This window comes from Angelakisella massiliensis, assembly GCF_900104675.1.
GTDB lineage: Bacteria > Bacillota > Clostridia > Oscillospirales > Ruminococcaceae > Angelakisella > Angelakisella massiliensis.
Window position 1 is genome coordinate 1,837,312 of sequence record NZ_LT629945.1, and the last position, 23,640, is coordinate 1,860,951.

Below are 23,640 nucleotides of genomic sequence, written 5' to 3' on the forward strand. Positions count from 1 at the left end.
AGAAACAGCGTTGTCGCCCCGGTTTCAAGCCGGAGTGGACAGCGCTGTTTTTGGTATCTTTTTCAGTGAAACATGGCAAGAAGGTGCGGCGGGATTTTTGTGTATGGAGCCGTCCCGCTTTATAGGCTGCAGTCAAGATCATTTTTTCCAGATTTGGATGGCGCTGAGCAGCAGGTTAACGATCCCCAAAGCAAAGGTGATCCAGATGGCTTTGGCAAAGGCAAAAAAGAATGTTCCCCTGGTCCAGCTGCTTCCAAATACCCCGAAGGTGGACTGAAGGATGCTGTAGGAGGGGATGCCGTCCTGGAACTCCGGGATGAGGGTGTACAGAACATTCAGCCCCAGATCGATGGAAACAAAAAGGGAAAGGGCCAAAGCAGCCAGGAAAAAAATACGGATGGCTTTTAGTTTCAATATCAGCACGTCCTTTCTGATGTTTTGAGAGATTGATTTCACCTGTTAAAATAACGACGAAAAAGGGACATATATTTGTACATACATCGGTTTTATTCTGCACAAATTCGAGAGGATTTGTTTACAGGGAATTTACTTGCAGGTTTTTGGGTGATGTGCTATGATTTAGGCGTTGAAAGTTAGGCAACATGATGAAAGGAGAATTTGCCATGGAAACTTTACGCAGTAAAAAAGGCTTTATTTGCGATATGGATGGCGTGATTTATCACGGAAATCGTCTTCTTCCCGGTGTTCGGGAATTTGTACAGTGGCTTTATGCAGAAGATAAGCGCTTTTTGTTCCTGACCAATTCCAGTGAGCGTTCTCCCAGGGAATTGCAGCAGAAACTGGCCCGGATGGGGCTGGAAGTGGATGAAAGCCATTTCTATACAAGCGCTTTGGCTACCGCCCGGTTTATCAGCAGTCAGGCGCCAGGATGCAGCGCCTATGTGGTGGGCGGCCCCGGCTTGGTCAATGCCCTCTATGAGGCGGGCATCACCATGAACGATGTCAATCCTGATTATGTGGTGGTGGGGGAGACCCAGAACTACCATTACGATAACATTGTCAAGGCGGTGGAACTGGTGCGCAAGGGCGCCCGTCTCATCGGCACCAATACCGATTTGACCGGTCCCACCGAGAACGGCATCGTTCCCGCCTGCCGTGCGCTGGTGGCGCCCATTGAGCTTGCCACCGGCAAGTCCGCTTATTTTGTAGGTAAGCCCAACCCTCTGATGATGCGTACCGGACTGCGGATGCTGGGGGTCCACTCCGCCGAAGCGGTGATGATCGGCGACCGGATGGACACCGATATGATCGCTGGTATCGAAACCGGCCTGGACACGGTGCTGGTCCTCTCCGGCGTCACCACCAGGGAGGAGATTGAAAGCTACCCCTACCGCCCCCGTCTGGTGCTGGACGGCGTGGGAGATATCCCTCCTCACGATCAGGAACAAGCCCAGTAAAAGAAACCGTCCTCCGACGGGCCGAGATTGCTGTAAAAAAGACTGTGCCGGTTTTGTATCAGATTCCGGTATGGTCTTTTTTGCTGTTGAGCAAAGCGGATAATTCCTCCGGTTGGGGCTGCCAACGGCATTTCTCCAGATCCACCCGGCCGTTTCCTAAAAAAGGGATGCCTTCCTTTTTCAGGAGCGCAGCCTGTTCAGGCCAATGGGGCGCGGTGCGTCCATCGGAAGCCACCACCCGATGACAGGGGAGATGAAGAAAAGCGGGAGCACGGCTCATGGCCTGTCCCACCATTCTGGCCCGCCGGGGATAGCCCAGCATTGCTGCCAGCTGCCCATAGCTGACAGCTTTTCCTTTTGGAATGAGAGCTGTCAGTCCATAGACTTGCCAGAAAAAATCCTCCCGGGCCAAAAAAATCCCTTCTTTCTCCATACTTTTCTTTATCATATCATGGTAGAGGAAAGGCCGCAATAAGCAATAAAGGAATACAGGGAGCCTTCCGCGCGAAGCGAAAAGCCCCCTGTATTCTTGTATGAGATCAATGTTTAAGAAGAACTCAGCTGAGATAATCGATGATGCTGTCGCCAATGGCATTGGCGGTGTCAAAAATACCCCGTTTGCTGCACATATTGTCATACTCCTGGGGATGGCTGATAAAGCCCATTTCCAGCAGAACAGCAGGGGAGAGGGTACTGAGGGTCACACGGAAGTAATTCCATTTCTCTCTCCGGTCGGTGCGTCCCGTACCGGCAGCCACATAGCTGGAAAGAATGTCGGCAAAGCTCTTGGAACGGCTCTCGTAATAATAGGCCTCCACACCGGTGGCCCGCAGGCCGTTGCCTGCCACACTGTTGCAGTGGAGAGAGAGGAACAGGTCGGCCTTTTCATCCTGAGAAGCCTGCATCCGGTCCACAGCGCTGCTCTTGGTGTCCTTCTTTTCCGGCATCAGCACAGTGGCGCCCAGGGATTCCAGCCGTTTTTTCACCGCCAGGGCAGTTGCGTAAGTAATATCCTTTTCCACCGGTCCCATCAGCTTGGCGGTGCCGAAAGCGCCGGGGTCGGTGCCGCCGTGTCCCGCATCCAGTCCCACAATGATGCCCTCCAGAGGACGGCTGGGATTACCGGTCAGCTCCGGTTTGTATTTACAGTAGAGGGTGGTCACGCCGTCCTCATATTCCAGCACATAGCCCCAAAGGGTTTTGTCAGGGGCAATGGAAAATTCCAGAATCACACTGTCTGTCCCCTCAGAGATGGAAACATCAGTAAAAATATTGCTGTTTGCCACCGGGATACTGTCGATACCGGCGGTGTTGTGCAGCTCCACATGAAGTACGCCGTTGCGCTGCCAGGTGGTGGCAATGGGATTGCCGGTACCATGGAAGATGTATCGCTCCCCATAAACAGTGCTGCTGAAAGTGACGTCGGACACTTGGTTGTGGGCGGAACCGACGCCATAGGGGAGAACGTTTTCCTTCACCACCCAGCCTCCCATAGCAAGCTCATAGCGCAGTTCATTTTGTCCCACCACTTCGGCAACAGCGCCGATTTTGGCAGTGGTGACAAAGTTGGAGGTAGTGGTGCCGTCAGCGAAGACGGGAACGGAGGTATCCCGCATCTCAATGAGGAGTGTTTCCCCTTCGGGATAAGCGTACAGGCTTTCCGCAGAGGTAAAGCTTTTGGTGGAACCATTCCAGGTCATGGTATAGGTGACCACACCCAGTTTCACCAGATCATTCACAGCGCCAATGCGAACCTCACCCTTGAAACGGGCAGGAACCCCTTCCACCGCTGTGGCAGCCACCTGTTCCAGCTGGATGTGAGCGCCTGCCACCGAAGCGGTCACCTGCGCGCCGGATGGGGCCACACAGCTAAGGGTGACAGTGGACCCCGCCTCATGAGCGCTTTTGTAGGAGGGGAACATGGAGGTGATGGTGTCCGTGGTAGTCACCGAACTGGCAGAGCTTTTGGTGATGACCACCGTTTCCTCCTGCCCGCCCTGGGCAAAGGTAAAAACATTCTCACCGGAGGAAAGGGTGACATAGACGCCGAAACTTCCGAAAATGCCCCGACCGGTCACTTCCTCCCCGTTGAGGGTCAGTGTCTGGTTGGGATCACTGGTGCCGGTAATATAATAAGCGTCCGATGTGGTGGTAATGTCTCCAGAGGGTCCGGTAACAGCCAGCTCCTGAGGGACATAGGTATCCACATGACTGGTGATGGCTTCAAAATCATCATACTGACGCAGCTGGGCTGACGCTGTCACCACGGGGGAAGAAAGGGGCATGGCCAGTGCCGCTGCAAGAGCCAAGGATAAGGTTTTGGAAAAAATCTGTTTCAAGAAGGGGCCTCCTATGGATCTGTCGCTGAAAATATACCTGAAAGGATTCGTTCTTTTTTACCAGTCTACCACAGAATGCGACAGGTAATTGTGAAGAAATCTTTAATTCTGAAAATTTATTAATTTTTTAGCGTTTTTACACAGAAGCTTCAGGAAGATTTTGGAAGCAAAGCCTGAGACAAAGGAAAAATCCTCCAACTTATCCCGCCTCCAGGCTTGGAAGAAAAACAGTGCCCATGATAAAGAGTACCAAATTTATGGTAAATGGACGATGGAAGAAATCAGAATAAAACGTGTCCGCTCAGTGACATATCTGGAAACAGGGAGTGAAATGCGCTGGTGACTTTGGTGCTGGTAAAAGATACATGAACAAGGGAGAATATCTCTGACGGAAAGCGTGTTGGGATAAAAAACGGGCGGCAATACTGGTGTACTGCCGCCTGGTGGGATATTTTTATTGGGCTGTGGGTGAAAATAAAATCGAGTTCTCCTTTCCGGATCTTTCTCTGAGAAAGGTCTTTCAAAGGAGATGGGGGAAGAAATGGGATACCGCCTCAGTCAAAGGATTGCTGCCGCTGGGGGCGCTTTGATGGAAGCCGAAAGCCTTCATCCCCTCTTCGCAGGAAGCGGGAACCACTGGCATCCCCACTGCTTTGAGCATGGGCAGGTCGTTGAAATAATCCCCCAAAGCCAGGGTGTTTTCCAGAGAAAAGCCCTGTCGTGCCGCTGCTTCCTTCAGGGCATTGCCCTTATTGACCCCGGCGGCGTTTATCTCCAGAAAATTGGCGCTGGAATAAGCGGTTTCCAGCTGGTACTGCCGGATAAAATCCTGTTCCCGCAGCCGGGCCAGCATGGCGGGGATACAACCGGATATCATGAATTTGGTGACAGTGTAGGGGGTGGGGTCAAAGTCCGGCGGAACGATCTCAAACTCTTTCGCGCCATCCCCCTCCATATCCCGCAGTTCCTCCTGGAAAAAGGGACGGTTTTCCTTATTGAGATAAAAATAAGATTTGCGGTCGCTGTAGAAGTAGTAGCGCAGACGGTGTTCCAGACACCAGCGCCAAAGCCCTGCCACTGCCGCCACAGGAAGGGGGCGGACCCAAAGAGGACGCTCCTCCATAAAATCATACAGCACAGCGCCGTTGGCGGTGATGGCAGGCAGCTGAATTCCCGCCAGGCGGACATATTCCCGGGTGACGCATTGATGCCGCCCGGTGGCAATGAGGACCGGGATGCCCTTTTCCATCAGTTTGCGGATGGTTTGACGATCCCGAAGGCCCATCTGCCGATTGGCATCCAGCAGGCTGCCATCCAGATCGGTAACAACACATTCCAGTACTCTGTTTTCCACCGAAACGCCTCCCTCTTTATACCTTATTTCAGTTCCACCACCGTCACACCGGCCTCGCCCTCCCCGTAAACGCCGGGACGGAAGGATTTGACGCTCCGGTGCTTCCGCAGATGGTTCTGCACAGCGGTACGCAGCACGCCGGTACCCTTGCCGTGGATGATGGTGATGGTATTCAGGCCCATCATCAGGGATTGGTCGATGAACCGGTCCACCTCCATGATTCCCTCGTCTGAGGCCATACCCCGGATATCCAGTTCGGTTTTGGCGCTGGCCACCGATTTGCTCTGGCTGGGCTGGATGCGCCTGTGGTTGTTGAAGGTGACCTTCCGGCCATTATCCTCCACCAGCCGCAGTCGGTCCTTCTTTACCTTGGTTTTCAGGATGCCCGCCTGAATCAGGTAGTTTCCGCTGCCGTCCGGCCCGGAGATAACGGTCCCTTCGGTGTTGATATCAGTGATAAGCACAGTGTCGCCGGATTTGATAGCTCTGGGGGGCGTATATTTTTCCTCCCGGCGGGTGGCTACAGGGTCCGCCAGATCCCGAAGCTTTTCCACACGGCCCTTGTAACCGCTGCGCACCTTGCCCACCTGCTGGGAGAAGTCCTCTTTGTCCTTCTGCTTTTTCAGCTCCTCCAGCTCGTTGAGCAGGGCGTCAGTCTGGCTCTTGACCCGTTCCACCAGGGTCTGGGCTTCCTCCCGGGCCTTGGCCATCTGAGCATCCATTTCCTTCTGCAGCCGCTTTTTCTCCTGTTCCAGCTGCTGCCGGATATACTCCGCCTGCTGCCGGTTGGACATGGCGGCGGATTGCTCCTTCTCCAGCTTCTGCCGGGTGGCCTCCAGCTGGTCCACCACATCCTCAAAGCGGGCGCTGTCGGTGTTCACCAGTTCCCGGGCCCGGTCAATGACCTCCTGGGGCAGCCCCAGGCGCTGGCTGATGGCGAAGGCGTTGCTTCGGCCCGGTACGCCGATGAGCAGCCGGTAGGTGGGGGAGAGGGTCTCCACGTCGAACTCGCAGCTGCCGTTCTCCACCCCCGGAGTGGTCAGGGCGTACATTTTGATTTCGGCATAGTGGGTGGTAGCCGCCACCAGCGCACCTTTCTGCCGGAAGTTTTCGATAATGGACACCGCCAGCGCCGCCCCTTCCACAGGATCGGTTCCGGCCCCCAGCTCATCCACCAGCACCAGACTGTTCTGGTCGGCGGCAGAGAGGATGGAAATGATATTGGTAATGTGGGCGGAGAAGGTGGACAGGCTCTGTTCAATGCTCTGCTCGTCCCCGATATCCGCCAGCACCCGGTCAAAAACCGGTACACAGCTGTTGTCCGACACTGGCAGCAGCATACCGCAAGCGGCCATGAGGGCCAAAAGCCCCAGTGTTTTGAGGGCCACGGTTTTACCGCCGGTGTTGGGACCGGTGATCACCAGGGTGTCAAAGGTATCCCCCAGGGTGATATCCACCGGCACCACCTTCTTTTTATCAATGAGGGGATGCCGTGCTTTGTTGAGGCGAATGACCCGTTCCTTGCTGATCTGCGGCACCGAGGCTTTCATCTCGTCCGCCAGACGGGACTTGGCAAAAAGCAGGTCCAGCTCCACCAAAGCATCGAAGCTGTCGGCGGTGGGGCCGGCGATGTTCCCCACCATGCCGGAAAGCTCCAGAAGGATTCGGTCGATCTCCTGGCGCTCCTGGCCTTCCAGCATGCGGATCTCGTTGTTGGCATCCACCACCGCCACCGGTTCGATAAAGACAGTGGCGCCGCTGGAGGAAACGTCGTGGACAAGGCCCTTCATCTCATTTTTGCACTCCGCCTTCACCGGTACCACGAAGCGGCCGTCACGGAGGGTAACAATATTTTCCTGAAGGATTTTGGCATATTGAGGGGAACGGATGATGCTGTCCAGCTGCTCCCGGATTTTCAGCTGAGTGCGGCGGATCTTCCGGCGAATATCCCCCAGCTCATGGGAAGCCTCATCCGCCAGTTCATCCTCCGAGAGGATGGCCCGGTCCAGCTCCTGTTCCAGGCTGCGGCAGGGGGTGAGGGCATAGAACAGATCATCCACGTGGGTGGACCCCTCATGCTGTCCCCGCCAGTCCTTGACATTGCGGATGACTTTCAGCCCCCGCCCCCCCTGGATCAGCTGGGGAATGGACAGCCGCCCCCCCCGCGGGGCCCGCCACAGGGCGTCCCGGCAATCCTTGATGCCACCAAGGCCGGGGGTGCCATAGCGGACGGAAAGGCTGTTGATATCGGCGGTTTGGGCGATAGCCTCGCTCACATCCCGCCAGTCGGTCAAAGGCGTCAGTTCCCGGGCTCTGGCGGCGGAAGCTTCGCTGGTGGTTTTGGCCGCCAGCAGCTCCAGCACCTTGTCCAGTTCCAGGGCGCGCATATGTTTATCCAGTGCCATGAGGCGCCTCCTTTTCAAATTTTGCAGGGGTCTGTTCCTTCTGAGGAGGACAGACGGTTTGATAAAAATGAAGGGCCGGAAGCATCCGCTCCACCTGGGCCAGCAGGTAGCTTTCGCACACCCGCCCCAGCTCCGCTGTCCCCTGGTCGGACAGCCGGAAGCGGAACAACCGGTCAAAATCGCTGTAAATGATGTGCCGCATTGCCTGAAACACCCCGGGGCTTAGAGGAATGGGGTCCGGGATATCCTGAGTGCGGCAGCCGGGGCAGCAGATGACCCCCAGCTGGGGAGAAAACAGCACCCCGCCTTCCGGAGGATTGCCGCAGTGGCAGCAGGCCACCAGATCGGGCATATAACCGGACATGGACAGACAGCGCAGTTCGAACAAAGGCTTGAGCAGCCGGGAGGGCATTTTATCCCGTTCCAGCTGGAACAGGGAATTGAGCAGCAGCCGCAGATATCCCTCGTCGCAGTCCAGTTCCGGCACCAGTTCGCAGCAAAGCTGACAGAAATATGTAGCCAGGGAGAGCTTTTCCAGGTCCTGGCGCACCCCAAAGAATACCGCTTCGCTTTCCGCCCGGTCCACCGAGGTCCGGTCCCGGTTCTGGAACAGCTGGAAGTGGGAATAGCATAGAAATTCCGTGGAAGCAAGAAGGCTGCCCCGCAGCTTGCCGGCTCCCCGGGCGTAGGCGGTGATGACCCCCTTATCCCGGGTCAGCAGGGTCAGCAGCCGGTCATGCTCCGCCAGCTTCTTCTCCCGGATGACGACCGCGTCGGTGCTCAGCTGCATGGTTCTCCTCCTCTGCCGGTGGTGTTGCGGTGGTATTTGTTCCCTGGCTGCCCCGATAGAGGAGGTAATCCTCCACCCGTCCGCTTTGCCAAAACCGTTCCCAGGCCCGATCTCTGTCCTCCATTTCCAGCGCTCCTTTCACACAGGCTTGTGTGATTTAATGTGCGCCGGGACACGTTGGATATGAATGGAAATGAGCGGTGAAACTGGCAAAACTTTAGGGCTTGACAAAGAGCGCAGGGAGTAAAAAGGTCCAAAAGCCCCTTTGAAATTTTTGGTGGAAAATCTTCCCGTTCAGGCAAAGGCTGACCGGCAGAAAACAGCACGATCCCGCCTGCTTGCAGCGTTTGCCCATTGGGAAACTCAAAAACGGTGACTTTTCTGACTTTAATTGAAGCCGAAATTGCGGATAAAGCGCTCCTGATTGCGCCAGTCCTCCTTCACCTTGACCCAGCACTGGAGGTTGACCTTGATTCCCAGGAAGGCTTCCATATCCTGCCGGGCTTGGGAGGCGATGGTTTTGAGCATCTGTCCGCCCTTGCCGATGACCATACCCTTGTGGCTCTGGCGCTCGCAGTAGATGACCGCCCGAATATCCACCAGCTCCTGGTTTTCCCGCTCTTTCATCTCTTCGATGGTGACGGCGATGCCGTGGGGCACCTCCTCCTGCATGTTCAGCAACACCTTTTCCCGGATGATTTCGGCGCAGATGACCCGCTCCGGCTGATCGGTGAGGGTATCGTCAGGGAAGAAGTGGGGACCGGGCTGGGCGGCATCCAGGAACAGCTTCATCAGTTCCTCCACCCCGTCGCCGTTGAGGGCGCTGATGGGGACGATGGCCTCAAAGGGATAGGCTTCGCTGAGAAGCTGCATTTTGGGGATCATTTCCTCTTTGTTCTGGAGCAGATCGATCTTGTTGAGCACCGCCACCGCAGGCAGCCGCTGACGGCGGAAGTCCTCCACCAGCTCCATTTCCGCCTTGGTCAGGGCGCCGGTAGGCTCCACCACCAGCACCGCCAGGTCCACATCCGCCACCGAATCGGTGATCTCCTTGAGCATATGCTGGCTCAGAGCGGTTTTGGGCTTGTGGATGCCGGGAGTGTCCAGAAACACCAGCTGAGTTTCCCCCTTGGTCAGCACGCCGGTGATGCGGGTGCGGGTGGTTTGGGGCTTGTTGGTGACGATGGCCACCTTTTCCCCGATCAGGCGGTTGAGCAGGGAGCTTTTGCCCACATTGGGCTTGCCCACCAGGGCGATAAAAGCGGACTTTTCTTCGCCCGCCGGATTGATTTCATGGATGGAAATATTGCTCAAAGCGGTTCTCCTTTTTAATCTTCAGTATCCTTGTGTTCCGTCCGCTGCCGTGAGCAGGGGAGGAAAATGAACAGCGCCGACAAAGCGGCGGCACCCGCCAGCAGAATAACCCGCAGCGGGGAAGCAAGAGCCAGCCGGAACAAAGCCCCCAGCCTGTCCGGACGGCCAAACAGAACGATCCCTACAGCGGCAGCGGTGACAGCGGCCATCAGGACCCCGCCCGCGGCGGCATCCTTGGCGGCTTTGGCCAGGGGATGAGGTTTGGGGCAGCAGAGGTCCACCGTAAATTCCATAGCGGTATTCATCAGCTCCAAAGACAGCACCAGCCCGCAGCAAAGCAGCAGTGCGGCCAGTTCGCCGCCGGACAGCTCCAGTGCCAGCGCCGCGGCTATCACCCACAAAGCGGCCGCCAGTTCCAAACGCAGGTTCCGCTGGGTTTTCAGACAAAGCAAAAGCCCCCTGAAGGCATATCGGAAGCTGTTCAGCAGGCTTTGCAGATGATAAAGCATCATCCTTATTGTTCCTTTTTCACCACATAGGTCACATCCCGGGTCAGGCCAAGGCGGGAGAGGATCTCCTCCTCTTTTTCCCGCATGAGAGTAGCTTCCAGGCCGCCGTTTTCATGGTCGTAGCCCAGCAGATGGAGCATGGAATGGACCGTGAGGAAGCCGATTTCCCGCTGGAGAGTGTGTCCGTAAAGCTCAGCCTGGCTGACGGCCTTTTCCACCGAGATGACGATATCCCCCAGCATTTTCGCGCCGGTCTCGTGATTTACGTCGTAATTGCCGTTTTCACCCAGGGGGAAGGAAAGAACATCGGTTTCGATATCCTTGCCCCGGTACTGGGCGTTGAGCTCCTTGATCTCCTGATTATTGATAAAGCTGACGCTCACTTCAGCGCTGCCCTCAAAGTTCTCCGCGTCCAGCACAGCGGTGCAGCAGCGGCGGATGAGCAGCCGGATGCCGGAAGGAATTTTAACATCTTTCTGCCGATTGGAAATCTGTACTTTGAGCTTGTCCATTATTTCTTCGTCCTCCTCGCGGTGTCGCTGTAATATTTTTCATAAGCGCGAACGATGTCCTGCACCAGCTTGTGGCGCACCACATCTTTTTCATTGAATTGAGTAATGGCGATATCGTCGATTCCACGCAGCACCTTGGCCGCCTCCACCAGGCCGGAACGCTTGTCCGCAGGCAGGTCGATCTGGGTGACGTCGCCGGTGATGACGATTTTGGAGTTGAACCCCAGACGGGTGAGGAACATTTTCATCTGCTCCTGGGTGGTGTTCTGAGCCTCGTCCAGAATGATGAAGCTGTCATCCAGGGTCCGGCCCCGCATATAAGCCAGGGGGGCCACCTCAATGTTGCCCCGTTCCAGATACTTCTGGAAATTCTCGGTGCCCAGCATATCAAACAGGGCGTCGTAAAGGGGACGGAGGTAGGGGTCCACCTTGTTTTGCAGGTCGCCGGGAAGGAATCCCAGCTTTTCCCCTGCCTCCACCGCCGGGCGGGTGAGGATGATCCGGTTGACCTCATGGGCCCGGAAGGCCTTGACGGCCATGGCCACCGCCAGATAGGTTTTGCCGGTACCGGCGGGGCCGATGCCTAAGGTGATGGTGTTCTTGCGGATGCTGTCAATATAGTTCTGCTGACCCAGGGTTTTGGCTTTCAGAGGCCGCCCCTTGGAGGTGATGCAGATGACGTCCTTGTTGAGGGCCGCGGCCTCTCCCTCCCGTCCATCCTCCACCAGGGACATGACGTAACGGATATTCTGATCATTGAGAGGCTCTCCCTGCTCCACGATGGACAAAAGGCTCTGGATGCATTTTTCCGCCAGCAGAACATTTTCCGCCTCGCCGCTGAGCTTCAGATCGGTGCCCCGGAACAGGATATTCACGCCATACTGCTGTTCCACCAGGCGGATGTTCTCATCACAGTTGCCAAAGAGGGTGAGAGCGTGTTCCATACGCTCAATGTTAATGATTTGTTCGATCAAGAAAGAAAAACCTCGTTTTCTGAATTGGTTTGGGTTTCACTGGAAATGGAATAAAAACCGTCCCTGAAAAAGGGAACTGTGGCGACTCAGGGGAGCTGTGTCCCACTTTTTCTTCAGGGCAGACGAAACCACAATCAGTATAGCACATCTTTTGAAAAAAAACTAGCTATTTTCCCTAAAATCTATTCCACATTTTTGAGAAGAATTTCTTTCTCCTCCCCGATCTCCCGTTCCACCAGATAATCGGCGAAAAGCAGGAACCGGTCCTCCAGCTCCTGGCCGGTCACCTCCCTGCGGATGATCTCCTGAGAGGCCAGTTTTTCCTCCTCCTGGCGGGAAAGCTCCTCCAGCGCCAGTTCCATCGCTTCCAGCGGGGAGTAGGTGGTCTGCCGCTCCTCCAGCAGGATATAGTTTTCCCGCAGAATATAAACCGGCAGAAAGTTTCCCACAAAGGGAACGGGTTCCACTGCCGCCTCCCGTTTCCACAGTCCCTCAGGAGGCTGGGAACCGCTCAGGGAAAAGGCGTGGCCCCACAGGATCAGGCTGTGTCGAGTTCCCACCCCCCGGCAGAGAAAATCCGTTTGGGTCAATGGAATGGTCACCGCCAGTGTATCCTCCACCCGGGCGGTGATTTTGGCCCGGGAGCGGACGGTGCGGTTTTTACCGTTGCCGTCCTCCATAATACCGCTTACCAGCAGCTCTCCCTCGGTGACGGCGTCCCCTACATCCACCACTGCCTGCCCTTCAAAGACATCCATGGCGGTGATGTAGCCGGTGGAGGTGGAAACGATGTTGGAAGGGGTGGTCACATCCAGGATCTCCGGCGGCAGCACCCGTTCCCGCACCCGGATGGAGGCGGTAGAGCCCTTGAGGTTTACCGCCACCCAGGACAGATCATCCAGATGAAGCATCATCTGCCGCTCCACATTGCGCACATCCACCCCTTCCCGGAAGGTTCCCCGGTGTACCCCCAGCTCCTGGAGGACCGAGAGAATCTCTTCGGTGGAAAGACGATGGTTGCCGGTGACCTGGATGTTCCAGATGATGGAGCTGCTGAGAATCAGCGCCGCTCCCGCCACAGCTGCCCCTGCCAGCAGGCCGATTCGCTTTTTGCTTCGTTCCAGCCACCGGGGCAGCCCTTGACGCTGGCGAATGGTGAGCAGCAGGCCGGACTTCCGTGCCAGCTCCGGCAGACGTTTGGCGCCGGCGGCAGTGGTACGGGCCTGGAACGCTCCCTCCAGGCGTTTGCCATCCCATAAAGGAATCCCATTTTTTACACAGAGATTGATCATCCGTTCGGGATAGCCGCCCCGTACCTCAAACAGGATCGACCCCCGCAGCAGACGCAGCAGCGGCAAAAACACAGCCATACCTCCTTGGCGACGGATGTTGTTGAAAGGGGTGGTTCAAACCATCTCCACCGAAGTGATTCGGCCGGAAACGATGGCGCTGCCCTCCCGGAAAGCTCTCAGCTCCAGACCACTGCCGGTGAAGCGAAGAATCAGCTTTCCGCCGCTGAGGCGGATGCAGCTGTCGGAATATTCCAGAATACTGCGGCAGCCGTCTACCACAGCCTGACGATTTTCCAGCAGCTCCACCCGTAAAGCGGGCAGCAGGGCGGCGGTGCTGCCGGTGACCTGTTCTTCCAGAGAGTGGAGCCGTTGGGCAGGGGATTGCTTTTGTGAGGACATGGGTATTTCACCTCCCACCCCATCTTTATGCGCCCGGCGCTTCCGGCATGAATGGGGGGACATGAGCGGCGCAGGTTTCACATAGGATACATCGGAGAGGTGAAGAAGATGAGAGGGCGATGGCTGAGTGACTGGAAACCGATGTTGGGTGTATTGGGTGTTGGACTGGCAGCGGTGGGACTGCTGACAGGAGCGGCGCCGGTGGGCAAAGGGGTCCGGCAGGGGCTGGAGGTGTGCGGAAATGTACTGATTCCATCCCTCTTTCCCTTCCTGGCCCTATCGCTGTTCGTTTCCACCACCAAAGTGGGCTGGATGCTGTCCAGGCCTGCCGGATGGCTGGCCCGCCGGGTGTACCATGCACCGCAGGAGCTGGGCCCCGCCCTGCTGATGAGTATGATCGGCGGCTATCCTGCCGGAGCCCGGGCCCTTTCCGCCTTGTCAGAGGAGGGAACCATCTCCGGCGATACTGCCGCCGGGGCGCTGTGTTTTTGTGTCAACAGCGGCCCCGCCTTCCTGGTGGCGGTGGTGGGCCAGGGTATTTTCGGCAGCCCGTGGGCGGGGGTCTTTTTGTTTGTCTGTCAGCTGATTGCGGGGATGCTCACAGGCTGGCTGCTGCTGGGAAGAAACTGGGCGGAGAAGGGTGGAAGAGGAAGAAAAAGAAACTTTCGTCCCTTTACCCTGGCATTGGTGGAATCGGTGGCAGGGGCGGGGGCCGGAATGCTCAATATCTGCGCCTTTGTGCTGCTGTGTTCCGGATTCAGCAGCCTGCTCGCTGCCCGGGGGGTTACCCCGTTTCTGGGAGAGCTGGTGAGAAATTTCACCGGGGGCTTTATTTCTCAGCAGGGCGGGGAGACCCTGCTGGCCGGAGCCCTGGAGATCTGCGGCGGCTGCGCCATGGCGGGAGGACTGGACCGGCGGCAGGCGGCACTGGTGCTCCCTTTTCTGCTGTCCTTCGGTGGGTTGTCGGTTATCTGTCAGGTATCCGCTTGTTTTTCGGGGGGGCTGGAAAAGCCCGGCCTTTTCCTTCGTTCCCGGCTGATTCATGGGCTGCTGACCCAGCTTTTGGCGGGACCGCCGCTGTATCTGCTGGCAAGGACCGTCCCTGCCGGTCTCATTCTTTCCCCCACGTTGGGAGGGGACAGCCGCACTGTTCCGGGGACAGTCTGTTTGCTGGCTATGTGCGCTATTCTGCTGCTGACGCTGGAATCCGGTACAGGAGGAAATCAAAGCAAACGTCAGGCAGGGAATAAGTGAAGTGGAAGCGAAAAAGCGGGGGCTTTTCAATAAAACCTGTTTTCCATTCGTTCCCTTATAAAGACGGCAGAATGGGCTTGTCCGAGAGGAAAGGAAAATGAAGCCGCCTCCTTTTCCATTCCCGGAAAAAATGCTATAATGACTACTATACATCCAGCCGGAACAGTTCACAAAGCGGGTTTGACAGCTGTGATCGTTTTCCGGCATATAGAAGCCGCCTGGGGAGAAACAGGGCTCCAAATCCCGCCCCGGAAGGAAGGGAGGACTTCCGCCGCCATGTTTCAAAAGAAAATACAGCTGTTCGGAAACAATATCGATCCGGCCTGTTCCTACTGCCGCTTTGGGAAAAAGAACCAGGACGGCAGCAAGATCCTTTGTGAAAAGGTGGGGGTAGTGGCTCCCAGCTTTTTCTGCCGCAAATTCCGTTATGATCCCCTCAAAAGGGTCCCGGCCCGCCAGGCACAGCTGCCGGAATATGACCCTTCTGATTTTCGCTTGGAATAATACGCCCCGCCGGGGAACGGACCAATGGGAGGAATCATGAGAAAACTGCTTGGAATCATTTGCTTGCTTTTGGCCCTGGGACTGGTGGTCTTTGGGGCCTTGTGGGTACTGGGAGGAAAAAAGGAATCCTCTCAGGGTGGAATTTTGGAATCCTATCATTATCTGGGGCTGGCCCGGGGCTTTTTGGTCATCACCGGGGAAGGGGGAGATTTTCCCTCCCGTTCCGGCATGACCGACGAGGAGCTTCAGCAGGAGCTGGATGAGATCGTCGCCTTCGCTGTGGAAAACCATTTTAACAGCATCTTTTTTGAAGCCCGTCCCGGCGGAACAGCCTTTTATAAAGAGGGCAGTTTCCCCCTGGACAGCTCATTGGGAGAGACCCAGCTGGATCCTCTGGAGTATCTTTGTACCCAGGCGCAGCAGAATCGGATCCAGGTGTTTGCGGTGCTGGAGACCTGCTCCGCTGCCGGAACTCCGGTGAAGGAAAGCGGCCCGCCCAAGAACTTTAAAGACCAGTTGATTTCTCAGGGGGACGGTTTGTGGTTCGACCTCAGTGAGGAAAATCAGCGGAAGGCGCTGGTAGAGGATGCCGCCGCCGTAGCCAGAAAATATGAGGTGGCCGGAGTGGTGCTGGATGGACTGGATCTGTCCTTTGCCCAGGATCCCGCTCAGTACGCCGACGGCCTGGAGAAGCTGATTATCCAGGCCGGGCAGGAGATCCGCAAGGTGGATGAAGCCACCCATCTGGCCATCGCCTTTGACGGCGGCAGCGATACATCGGCCATGACGCCGGAACTTGTATCCCGGCTGACAGAGGCGGGGACGGTGACCATGGTCATTCCGGCGATCCAGAACGCAGTGGATGCCCCCAGCAATGATTATCTCACCTGCCTGCACCGCTGGACAGGCGCCATGAAGGGGGAAGCGGAGCTGTATACCCGTAACGGTTTCCCGGAGGACGGCAGCGATGAGCTGGGTTATCAGCTGTTTATCAACACCATGGAAAGCAGTGTTTCCGGCGCGGTTCTTTCCTCCTACAGCGGGCTGCGGGACAGCGGCGGGGAGACGGAACTGCTGGTAGGCTTCTTATCCGCCGGAAAAGGTCAGGTGCCTCAGTTTGATCTGTCTTATCCCCAAACGCTGGCTATCACATATCCCGCAGGCAATGTCACTGTCACCAGTGACGCCATCTATGTCATGGGTACATCTGACCCTGACCAGCCGCTGATGATGGATGGAGAGGAGCTGGAACGGGATACAGTCACCGGTCTTTTCGGTGTCAAGGTGGATCTGGAGACAGGGGACAATGTCATCAGGCTGACCCAGAATGGTCAGGAAGCCTCTGTCACCGTCACCAAAACCTCCGGTTCCGGCAGCGGGACCATCTCCGGCGTCACCACCTCCTCCATCTTCCCCACAGTGGATCTGGGTGTGGACAGCAATTCCACCATCCAGCTGTCCTGTGTAGGTCCGGCGGGAGCGGAAATCAATGCCACCATAGGCGGTCAGGCGGTCATCCTTCAGCCTTCCTCCAGTGCCAGCAAGGGGACCCCTGTCACCTACAGCGGCAGCTTTACGTTGGACCCGGACCGTTATAGCCGGGATGAAGTGACCAATATCGGCAGCGTGACCTATTTGATGGAGTATGATGGCGGCAGCAGTGTCTATCATTCTGAGGGAGAGATCCTGGTGGCCGGCTGGAATGTTCCCCTGACAGTGGAGGTCCAGCCCTATGTAGCCAGTGTTCTTTCCGACCCGGACAACGACGACACCATTGTAGATAGTCTCAAGCAGGGGGCCCGGGCCACTGTTACAGGCCGGTACAAGACCTCCCGCAGCGGCAGCCCGGTGATGGCTTACAAGCTTTCCACGGGAGGCTATATCCTTTCCACCAAGACCTCCGTGATCACTGATGTGTCCCTGTGTACTTCTGAGGTGACGGAAATCACCACTCAACAGCAGCAGGACCAGGAGGTGATCCGTTTCCAGGGAGCGCAGTCCGCCATGACTGTCCATCGGGAAGGGGATGCCCTGACGGTGCGGCTGCTTAACACCACCTTATCGGCGGACCCATCTGTCATTGCCGGCGGAATGGTTTCTCAGGTGGAGCAGAGCGAGACAGGGGATGGCGTCAGCCTTACTCTTCAGTTGGCAGAACCGTCCGATTATTGGGGCTATGACGTTACCTATGAGGAAAATTGTGGGGTGCTGACCCTGTTCTCGGCTCCTTCCAGGTCCCAGACCTACGGCAAACCTCTCGCCGGAATATCCGTGATGCTGGATCCTGGACACGGAGGAGCGGACCCAGGCGCCCTGGGCGTGGCGGGAACCACAGGACCCACGGAAGCGCAGCTGAATCTGGCGGTGGCTCAGGCGGCACGGTACCGGCTGGAACAGCTGGGGGCGACGGTATACATGACCCGCACCGATGATACCCAGGTTTCCCTGGATGAGCGGTGCCTGATGGCCCAGGAGAAGAGGCCGGATCTGTTTATGTCCATCCATCACAACAGCGCGGCGCTCACCAGCGATTTGGGGGATGCCCAGCGAATGGAGGTCTATTACTTTGAGGAGATCGCCCAGCCTTTTGCCCAGTATCTGATGGATGAGCTGGGAGCGGCCTTGGGAAGGAACGTGACCGAACCCAAAAATGATTATTATTACGTTACTCGTTTGAGCTTTTCTCCGGCGGTGCTTTTTGAGATGGGCTTTGTAGTTAATCCCCAGGAGTACGAAAGCGCCTGCAGCAGTGTGGATGTGTATAAATCCGCCTGCGCCATTGCCCGGGCGGTGCTGGAGATGATCCCTCAGCAGTGAGGGAAGTGGTTGCCTGAAAGGGAAGTGAACATCACATGGAATGGAATGAGCAGCAGCGTTCCGGCGGAAAAAAGACGGCAGGCAAGCTGGGCCTTGTACTGGAAGGCGGCGGTCTGCGGGGCGTTTACACCGCCGGGGTGCTGGATGTGCTGATGAAGAGGGAAATTTGGGCGGATTATGTTATTGGCGTTTCCGCCGGAGCATGCAGCGGGGCTTCCTATGTCTCCCGACAGCCGGGACGGGGGTACCGGGTGTATGCGGATTACATCAGAGATCCCCGGTATCTGAGCCTGAAAAATTATTGGAAAACCGGTTCCTTTTTCGGGATGGATTTTATTTTTGGAGAGATTCCGGATCATCTGGACCCCTTTGATTATAAAACCTATGGCTGCAATCCCTGTGAGTTTGTGGTGGGTCTGACCGATGTTGAAACCGGGCTTCCGGCTTATTTCGGCAAAGAGGACCCCAGCGACGCCTGTACGCTGCTGCGGGCCTCCTCTTCCATGCCGGTATTCTCCCCGCCGGTGGAGTACCGGGGCGGTTGTTATCTGGACGGCGGAACCTCCGATCCCATTCCGGTGGAAAAAGCATTGGCTGACGGCTGTGACCGGCTGATCGTGGTGCTCACACGGGACAGAAGCTATTGGAAAAAGTCCGATGGCATACCCGGAGCCTATCGGCTGCTGCTGCGGAAGTATCCCGCTGTGGCCAAGGCTTTGGACCGGCGGGCGGGGGTATACAACCGGCAGCGGGGAAAGCTGTGGCAGATGGAACGGGAGCAGAAAATCCCCCTGGTCATTATCGCTCCGGACAGTCCCATTACCTTGGGGCGCTTTGAAAAAGACCCGGAAAAGCTGCTGGAGCTGTACCACATGGGATGCAGGGACGCAGAGAACAAAGGGGAAGAACTGATGGCGCTGCTCGGGTAAAATAAACGAAAAAAGACCTATAAACCGGACTGCATTATAGAAATCATACAAAATATTTTGCTTTTTTCCACAATAATGGTGACAGCAACCCCTTTCTTTCGACGGTACAGTTTTGTTATAATGGATAAAAGTTATCGGTGGATCGGTTGTAATGGAGGAATCAGGCCACAACAGGACCGATGCGGGCCAAAGGTGTGTTTGGAGTGAAACGGCTTTGCAACAGAACGGGGAGAGGATTTGTCGCCGGGGATAAGTAGAGAAGCTGTCCCAGTGCGGATCAGTCCCAACAGAACCGGGAGGGGATCAGTTTGCTGCGGGATCGCATGACCAGGATACATATCCAAACACGGCAGCGGGCGGAAAACTGGCGGGAAGCCATCCGTCTGGCGGCAATGCCGCTGGTGGAGGACCAGTCTGTCCAGCTGGAGTATGTAGATGCGTGTATCCGTGTGGTGGAGCAGGAGGGGCCCTACATCATTTTCAGCGAGGGAGTCGCTGTGGCTCATGCCAGGCCGGAGGATGGGGTGCTCCATTCCAGTATCGCGCTGCTGCGGCTGGTGGAGCCGGTCACTTTTGACAATGGCCGGAAGGTGCGGCTGCTGTTTGTGATGGCGGCGGAAAGCGCCCGGGCCCATCTGGATACGCTCATTGATGTAGCCACCCTCTGCGGCGATACCGGGGTACAGCAGCTGCTGCTGGATGCGGTGGACGCCAAGGAAATGTATGAAATTTTTCGGGACGGCGACATCTGAGGCGGAATTGGGCTCTGCATGGTCCCAAAGGGAAGCGCCGTTGATGAAAAAATTGAAGGTCTGAGATTGTTTGAGCACGCTTTCGGAGAGAAGATCTTCGGGGGCGTGTCCTTTTGTTGGCTGGATATTGGAAGTTGTTTTTGACAGGACCGAGAGGGCTATGGGAAAGTGATATTTTCACGGCCTTCCTCCTGGCGAAAGAAAAGCGGAAAAGGAGATGGATCATGTCCAAAGTGGTGCTGGCAGCTATTCATTCCAAGTACATTCACTCTGCTCTGGCGCCCTGGTGCCTGGCGGCGGCGGTGGAAGAATACTGCCTTTTTCCTCATCAGGTACTGGTACGGGAGGGGACGATCAACCAACCGGATGAAAAGCTTTTGGAGCTGCTGACGGGGGATGCTCCGCAGGTGTTGGGGCTGAGCTGCTATATCTGGAACTGGACCGCCATCCGACGGTTATTGCCCCGTCTGCGGCAGTGTTTGCCCGATACAGTGCTGGTGGCAGGGGGGCCGGAGGTTTCCTTTTGTTCCCGACAGGTGATGGAGGACTGCCCTGAGATTGATTATGTCATTTCCGGGGAAGGGGAGCGCCCTTTTTCCCTGCTGATGGACCGACTGGCGGCGGGAAAAGATGTGGGGGATATACCTGGCCTTTCCTTCCGCAGAGATGGCCGGCCGGTCATTTTGCCATCCGCGTCTTCCCGGGAAATCCATCCAAGCCCCTATACACCCGCTTATTTTGCGGCTTTGGGAAATCGGATCCCCTACCTGGAGACGTCCCGGGGCTGTCCTTTTTCCTGCGCCTTCTGTCTGTCGGGAAGAGAGGACCCGGTGCGGTTTTATCCTATGGAGCGGGCCCAAAAGGAGCTGCTGGCGCTGGCGGCCACCGGAGCCAGAACCATCAAGCTGGTGGACCGCACCTTCAACTGCAATGCCGCCAGAACAAAGGAACTGCTGGAGTTCATTCTGGCTCACTGGGGCAAGGAGATCCCAAAGGGAGTTTGTTTCCATTTTGAGGTGGGAGCGGATCTTTTTGATGAGGAAACGCTGGCGCTGCTTTCCACGGCGCCCAAAGGACTGTTTCAGATGGAGGCGGGGCTGCAAAGCTTCCATCCCCAAACCCTGGCCGCGGTGAGCCGTGTCACCGATATGAAACGGCTGGAGCGGAATCTTCGCACCCTGATTGCCATGGGCAACTGTCATATTCATATCGACCTCATTGCCGGGCTGCCGGATGAAGATCTGGAAACCTTTGGACGCAGCTTTGACCTGGCTTTTGCTCTGCGGCCCCAGATGCTGCAATTGGGCTTTCTCAAGCTGATTCATGGCTCCCGCCTGCGGCAGATGGCGCCGGAGCTGGGATACCGGTGGGACCCCCAGCCCCCTTATGAGTGCTTGGACAATCCCTGGTTCCATCCTGCCAATCGTCAGGCTCTTCACCGGTGTGAGGACGCTTTGGAACGGCTGTGGAACAGCGGCCGGTTCTGTTTGACGGTGGAATATCTGTTGGAATCTACCGGTTTGCGGCCCTTTGAGCTCTTCTGCCGCTTCGGGGATTTTGCCGCCGCCGGGGGAGACCTTACCGGCATCCGCCTGGATGAATATACCGCGCTGTTGTGGAAATGGGGCAAAGATCAGCCGGGAGTGGAAATGGAGACCCTTCGGGATCATCTGCTGTGCGACCGCCTTCGCCGGGACAACACCGGCCGGATTCCCCCCTGTATCCATCGGCCGGACCCTCGGGTGGGAGAGGTCAAAAGGCTGCTGAGAGAGAGTTTGGACCTGAGCGGCTGTGATGGGGCAGGCTTTGGAGCGGCCATCCTTTCCGATGGACAGACGGCGGTGGCCCTCTACAGAGACAAGGACCCGGTGACGGGAAATTATCCATTTGTTCTTTGTTCCCGGGAGCAGCTGGAAAAGGGGCCGATTTTTTGATTTCCCCTGAAAACCTGTTTTTGAACGGGACTTCCCGGCCCAAAGACAGTGATCCCAAGAAAAAGAGAAGGATTTTCCGCTGCCGCTGGTCTCAAGGGGGAGAAAACCTTCCCTTTTCGGGAAAGGTATGGTATACTATGCGGGTTTGATGCGCTTCTCCTGACAGGAGAGGTGAAACCGGAATGATGGAGGAACAAAAAGAATGATCACAGTTACAGACGTCAGCCTGACTTTCGGCGGTACAAAGCTGTTTGCAGGCGCAAACCTGAAATTTATCCCCGGCAACTGCTACGGCGTGGTAGGAGCCAATGGCGCCGGTAAATCCACCTTTCTGAGGATTCTTTCCGGGGAGCTGGAGCCCACCACCGGCACAGTGGAAATTCCTGCCGGAAACCGGATGTCGGTGCTCAAGCAGGATCAGTTCCAATACGATCAGTACCAGGTGCTGGAAACCGTGATTATGGGCAATCCCCGCCTGTATGAGATCATGAAGCAGAAGGAAGCCCTGTACGCCAAACCGGATTTTTCCGAGGAGGACGGGGTGCTGGCCTCCGAGCTGGAAGGAGAGTTTGCGGAGCTCAACGGCTGGGAAGCGGAGAACGAGGCGGCACGCCTGCTCCAGGGACTGGGGCTGGATGAAAGCTATCACTACATGAAGATGGCGGACCTTAAAGGCGGCGAGAAGGTGAAGGTGCTGCTGGCCCAGGCACTGTTTGGCCAGCCGGCCATCCTGCTGATGGACGAGCCTACCAACAACCTGGATATCCGGTCGGTCAACTGGCTGGAGGACTTTTTGCTGGATTTCCCCGGCACTCTGATTGTGGTGTCCCATGACCGCCACTTCCTTAACACCATCTGCACCCATATCGTGGATATCGATTACAACCAGGTGAAGATGTATGTGGGTAACTATGACTTCTGGTATGAATCCAGTAAGCTGATGCAGCGGATGCTCAAGGACCAGAGCAAGAAGCGGGAGGAGAAGATCAAGGACCTCCAGGCATTCATTGCCCGGTTCTCCGCCAACAAATCCAAGTCTCGCCAGGCCACCAGCCGCCGCAAGCTGCTGGACAAGCTGACGGTGGAGGAGATGCCCGCCTCCTCCCGGCGCTATCCCTATGTGGCCTTCAGCCCTGAGCGGGAGGTGGGCAAGGAGATCCTCACCGTGGAGGGCATTTCCAAGACTGTGGACGGGGTGCAGGTGCTGTGCAACGTTTCCTTCCGCATGAACAAAGGGGACAAAATCGCCTTTGTGGGAGAAAATGAGCTGGCGGCCACCACTCTGTTCCGTATCCTGATGGAGGAGCTGGAGCCGGACGAAGGCAGCTTCAAGTGGGGTACCACCACCTCCCAGGCCTACTTCCCCAAGGACAATTCCGCCTATTTCAATGACTGCGATCTGACCATGCTCCAGTGGTTCGCCCAGTATTCCAACGATGAGAGCGAAAGCTATATGCGGGGCTTCCTGGGACGGATGCTCTTTTCCGGCGACGATGTATACAAGCCGGTAAAGGTCCTCTCCGGTGGTGAGAAGGTGCGGTGTATGCTCTCCCGGATGATGCTTACCAAGGCCAATGTACTGCTGCTGGACCAGCCTACCAACCATCTGGACCTGGAATCCATCACCGCGGTCAATAACGGCCTGACGGATTTCCCGGGAAATCTTCTCTTTACCTCCCACGACCATCAGTTCATCCAGACCATTGCCAACCGGATCATTGAACTCAATCCCGACGGCATGGTGGACCGCTCCAGCACCTTTGACGAGTATCTGGAGTGGAAGCTGGCCCAGGATCAGCAGGGCAAATAAAAGCAAAATACAGGTACTATGGATGAGGCGGCAGATCATTTGGTCTGTCGCCTCAGTTTGTAAGAAATGGATTTGAAAAAGGGAATCCAGCTGATGGTATAGACTACAGGAAAAGTTTTTTGCTTATGGGGCTCTTTTTTGATGGAACCTCCTCCGGCTCCGGGCCGGGAATGCGGACATTTCATGGAATTCCGTGTCCGCTCTTGCCAATATTGACAGCAGAGACATCGGGCAATTTGATGATCAATAAATGCCTTTAAAGCATGATGATGTATTTATCATAAGTATTTGATATGATGTTTCCGGCAGGTTATACTGAAATCAGGACCTGAGC

Annotated in this window: 20 protein-coding genes; 8 read left to right on the top strand and 12 right to left on the bottom strand. The window is 56.3% G+C overall.

Annotated elements, in window-relative coordinates; translation table 11 throughout:
• Positions 1-138: 138 nt before the first annotated feature.
• The gene (locus BQ5383_RS14115; RefSeq protein ID WP_071432972.1) at positions 139-414 is read right to left on the bottom strand and encodes a hypothetical protein; all 276 of its coding nucleotides are present in this window, start codon (positions 412-414) and stop codon (positions 139-141) included.
• 209 nt (positions 415-623) lie between these two features.
• Here BQ5383_RS14115 and BQ5383_RS14120 point away from each other — a divergent pair, with 209 nt between their 5' ends.
• Complete coding sequence (locus BQ5383_RS14120) at positions 624-1,418, top strand: HAD-IIA family hydrolase (protein WP_071432974.1); 795 nt, start codon at positions 624-626, stop codon at positions 1,416-1,418.
• Positions 1,419-1,476: 58 nt separating this feature from the next.
• Here BQ5383_RS14120 and BQ5383_RS14125 read toward each other — a convergent pair whose 3' ends face one another.
• The 11 genes from BQ5383_RS14125 to BQ5383_RS14175 form a co-directional block, all read right to left on the bottom strand.
• Complete coding sequence (locus BQ5383_RS14125; protein ID WP_071432976.1) at positions 1,477-1,851, bottom strand: MGMT family protein; 375 nt, start codon at positions 1,849-1,851, stop codon at positions 1,477-1,479.
• A gap of 124 nt (positions 1,852-1,975) precedes the next feature.
• The gene (locus tag BQ5383_RS14130) at positions 1,976-3,757 is read right to left on the bottom strand and encodes an N-acetylmuramoyl-L-alanine amidase (protein ID WP_071432978.1); all 1,782 of its coding nucleotides are present in this window, start codon (positions 3,755-3,757) and stop codon (positions 1,976-1,978) included.
• Positions 3,758-4,277: 520 nt separating this feature from the next.
• Positions 4,278-5,111 (bottom strand): HAD hydrolase family protein, encoded by an 834-nt coding sequence (locus BQ5383_RS14135; RefSeq protein ID WP_071432980.1) that lies wholly within the window; start codon positions 5,109-5,111, stop codon positions 4,278-4,280.
• A 23-nt stretch (positions 5,112-5,134) separates the two neighbouring features.
• Positions 5,135-7,516 (bottom strand): endonuclease MutS2, encoded by a 2,382-nt coding sequence (locus tag BQ5383_RS14140; RefSeq protein ID WP_071432982.1) that lies wholly within the window; start codon positions 7,514-7,516, stop codon positions 5,135-5,137.
• Positions 7,503-8,306, bottom strand: a complete 804-nt coding sequence (gene recO, locus BQ5383_RS14145) for a DNA repair protein RecO (protein ID WP_071432984.1) — start codon at positions 8,304-8,306, stop codon at positions 7,503-7,505. The genes BQ5383_RS14140 and recO overlap by 14 nt, the downstream gene beginning before the upstream one ends.
• 387 nt (positions 8,307-8,693) lie before the next feature.
• On the bottom strand, positions 8,694-9,620 hold the full coding sequence (gene era, locus BQ5383_RS14150) for a GTPase Era (RefSeq protein ID WP_235821989.1): 927 nt from the start codon (positions 9,618-9,620) through the stop codon (positions 8,694-8,696).
• A 14-nt stretch (positions 9,621-9,634) separates the two neighbouring features.
• Positions 9,635-10,132 (bottom strand): diacylglycerol kinase family protein, encoded by a 498-nt coding sequence (locus BQ5383_RS14155; RefSeq protein ID WP_172724638.1) that lies wholly within the window; start codon positions 10,130-10,132, stop codon positions 9,635-9,637.
• A 2-nt stretch (positions 10,133-10,134) separates the two neighbouring features.
• Entirely contained in the window at positions 10,135-10,641 is a 507-nt protein-coding gene (gene ybeY, locus BQ5383_RS14160; protein WP_071432986.1) for an rRNA maturation RNase YbeY, read from the bottom strand.
• Entirely contained in the window at positions 10,641-11,615 is a 975-nt protein-coding gene (locus tag BQ5383_RS14165; RefSeq protein WP_071432988.1) for a PhoH family protein, read from the bottom strand. Before BQ5383_RS14165 ends, ybeY begins: the two co-directional genes overlap by 1 nt.
• Positions 11,616-11,797: 182 nt before the next feature.
• A complete protein-coding gene (locus BQ5383_RS14170) occupies positions 11,798-12,985 on the bottom strand; it encodes a sporulation protein YqfD (protein ID WP_071432990.1) in 1,188 nt (395 codons plus the stop codon).
• Between the two features lie 36 nt (positions 12,986-13,021).
• Complete coding sequence (locus BQ5383_RS14175) at positions 13,022-13,306, bottom strand: YabP/YqfC family sporulation protein (protein WP_071432992.1); 285 nt, start codon at positions 13,304-13,306, stop codon at positions 13,022-13,024.
• Positions 13,307-13,414: 108 nt separating this feature from the next.
• Between BQ5383_RS14175 and BQ5383_RS14180 the strand changes: the two genes are divergently transcribed.
• The 7 genes from BQ5383_RS14180 to BQ5383_RS14210 all read left to right on the top strand — a co-directional run bounded on the left by BQ5383_RS14180 (position 13,415) and on the right by BQ5383_RS14210 (position 23,306).
• Positions 13,415-14,560 carry a hypothetical protein gene (locus BQ5383_RS14180; RefSeq protein WP_139193439.1) on the top strand — a complete coding sequence of 382 codons (1,146 nt, stop codon included), beginning with the start codon at positions 13,415-13,417 and terminating at the stop codon, positions 14,558-14,560.
• A 276-nt stretch (positions 14,561-14,836) separates the two neighbouring features.
• Positions 14,837-15,064: a hypothetical protein gene (locus tag BQ5383_RS14185; RefSeq protein WP_071432996.1), complete on the top strand. Its 228-nt coding sequence runs from the start codon at positions 14,837-14,839 to the stop codon at positions 15,062-15,064.
• A gap of 36 nt (positions 15,065-15,100) precedes the next feature.
• Positions 15,101-17,881, top strand: coding sequence for an N-acetylmuramoyl-L-alanine amidase (locus BQ5383_RS14190; RefSeq protein WP_172724639.1), 2,781 nt, complete (start codon positions 15,101-15,103; stop codon positions 17,879-17,881).
• Between the two features lie 35 nt (positions 17,882-17,916).
• On the top strand, positions 17,917-18,810 hold the full coding sequence (locus BQ5383_RS14195) for a patatin-like phospholipase family protein (protein ID WP_071433000.1): 894 nt from the start codon (positions 17,917-17,919) through the stop codon (positions 18,808-18,810).
• A gap of 308 nt (positions 18,811-19,118) precedes the next feature.
• Entirely contained in the window at positions 19,119-19,562 is a 444-nt protein-coding gene (locus BQ5383_RS14200) for a PTS sugar transporter subunit IIA (protein ID WP_071433002.1), read from the top strand.
• Positions 19,563-19,786: 224 nt separating this feature from the next.
• A complete protein-coding gene (locus BQ5383_RS14205; RefSeq protein WP_071433004.1) occupies positions 19,787-21,496 on the top strand; it encodes a B12-binding domain-containing radical SAM protein in 1,710 nt (569 codons plus the stop codon).
• 202 nt (positions 21,497-21,698) lie between these two features.
• Entirely contained in the window at positions 21,699-23,306 is a 1,608-nt protein-coding gene (locus tag BQ5383_RS14210) for an ABC-F family ATP-binding cassette domain-containing protein (protein WP_071433006.1), read from the top strand.
• Positions 23,307-23,640: the final 334 nt, after the last annotated feature.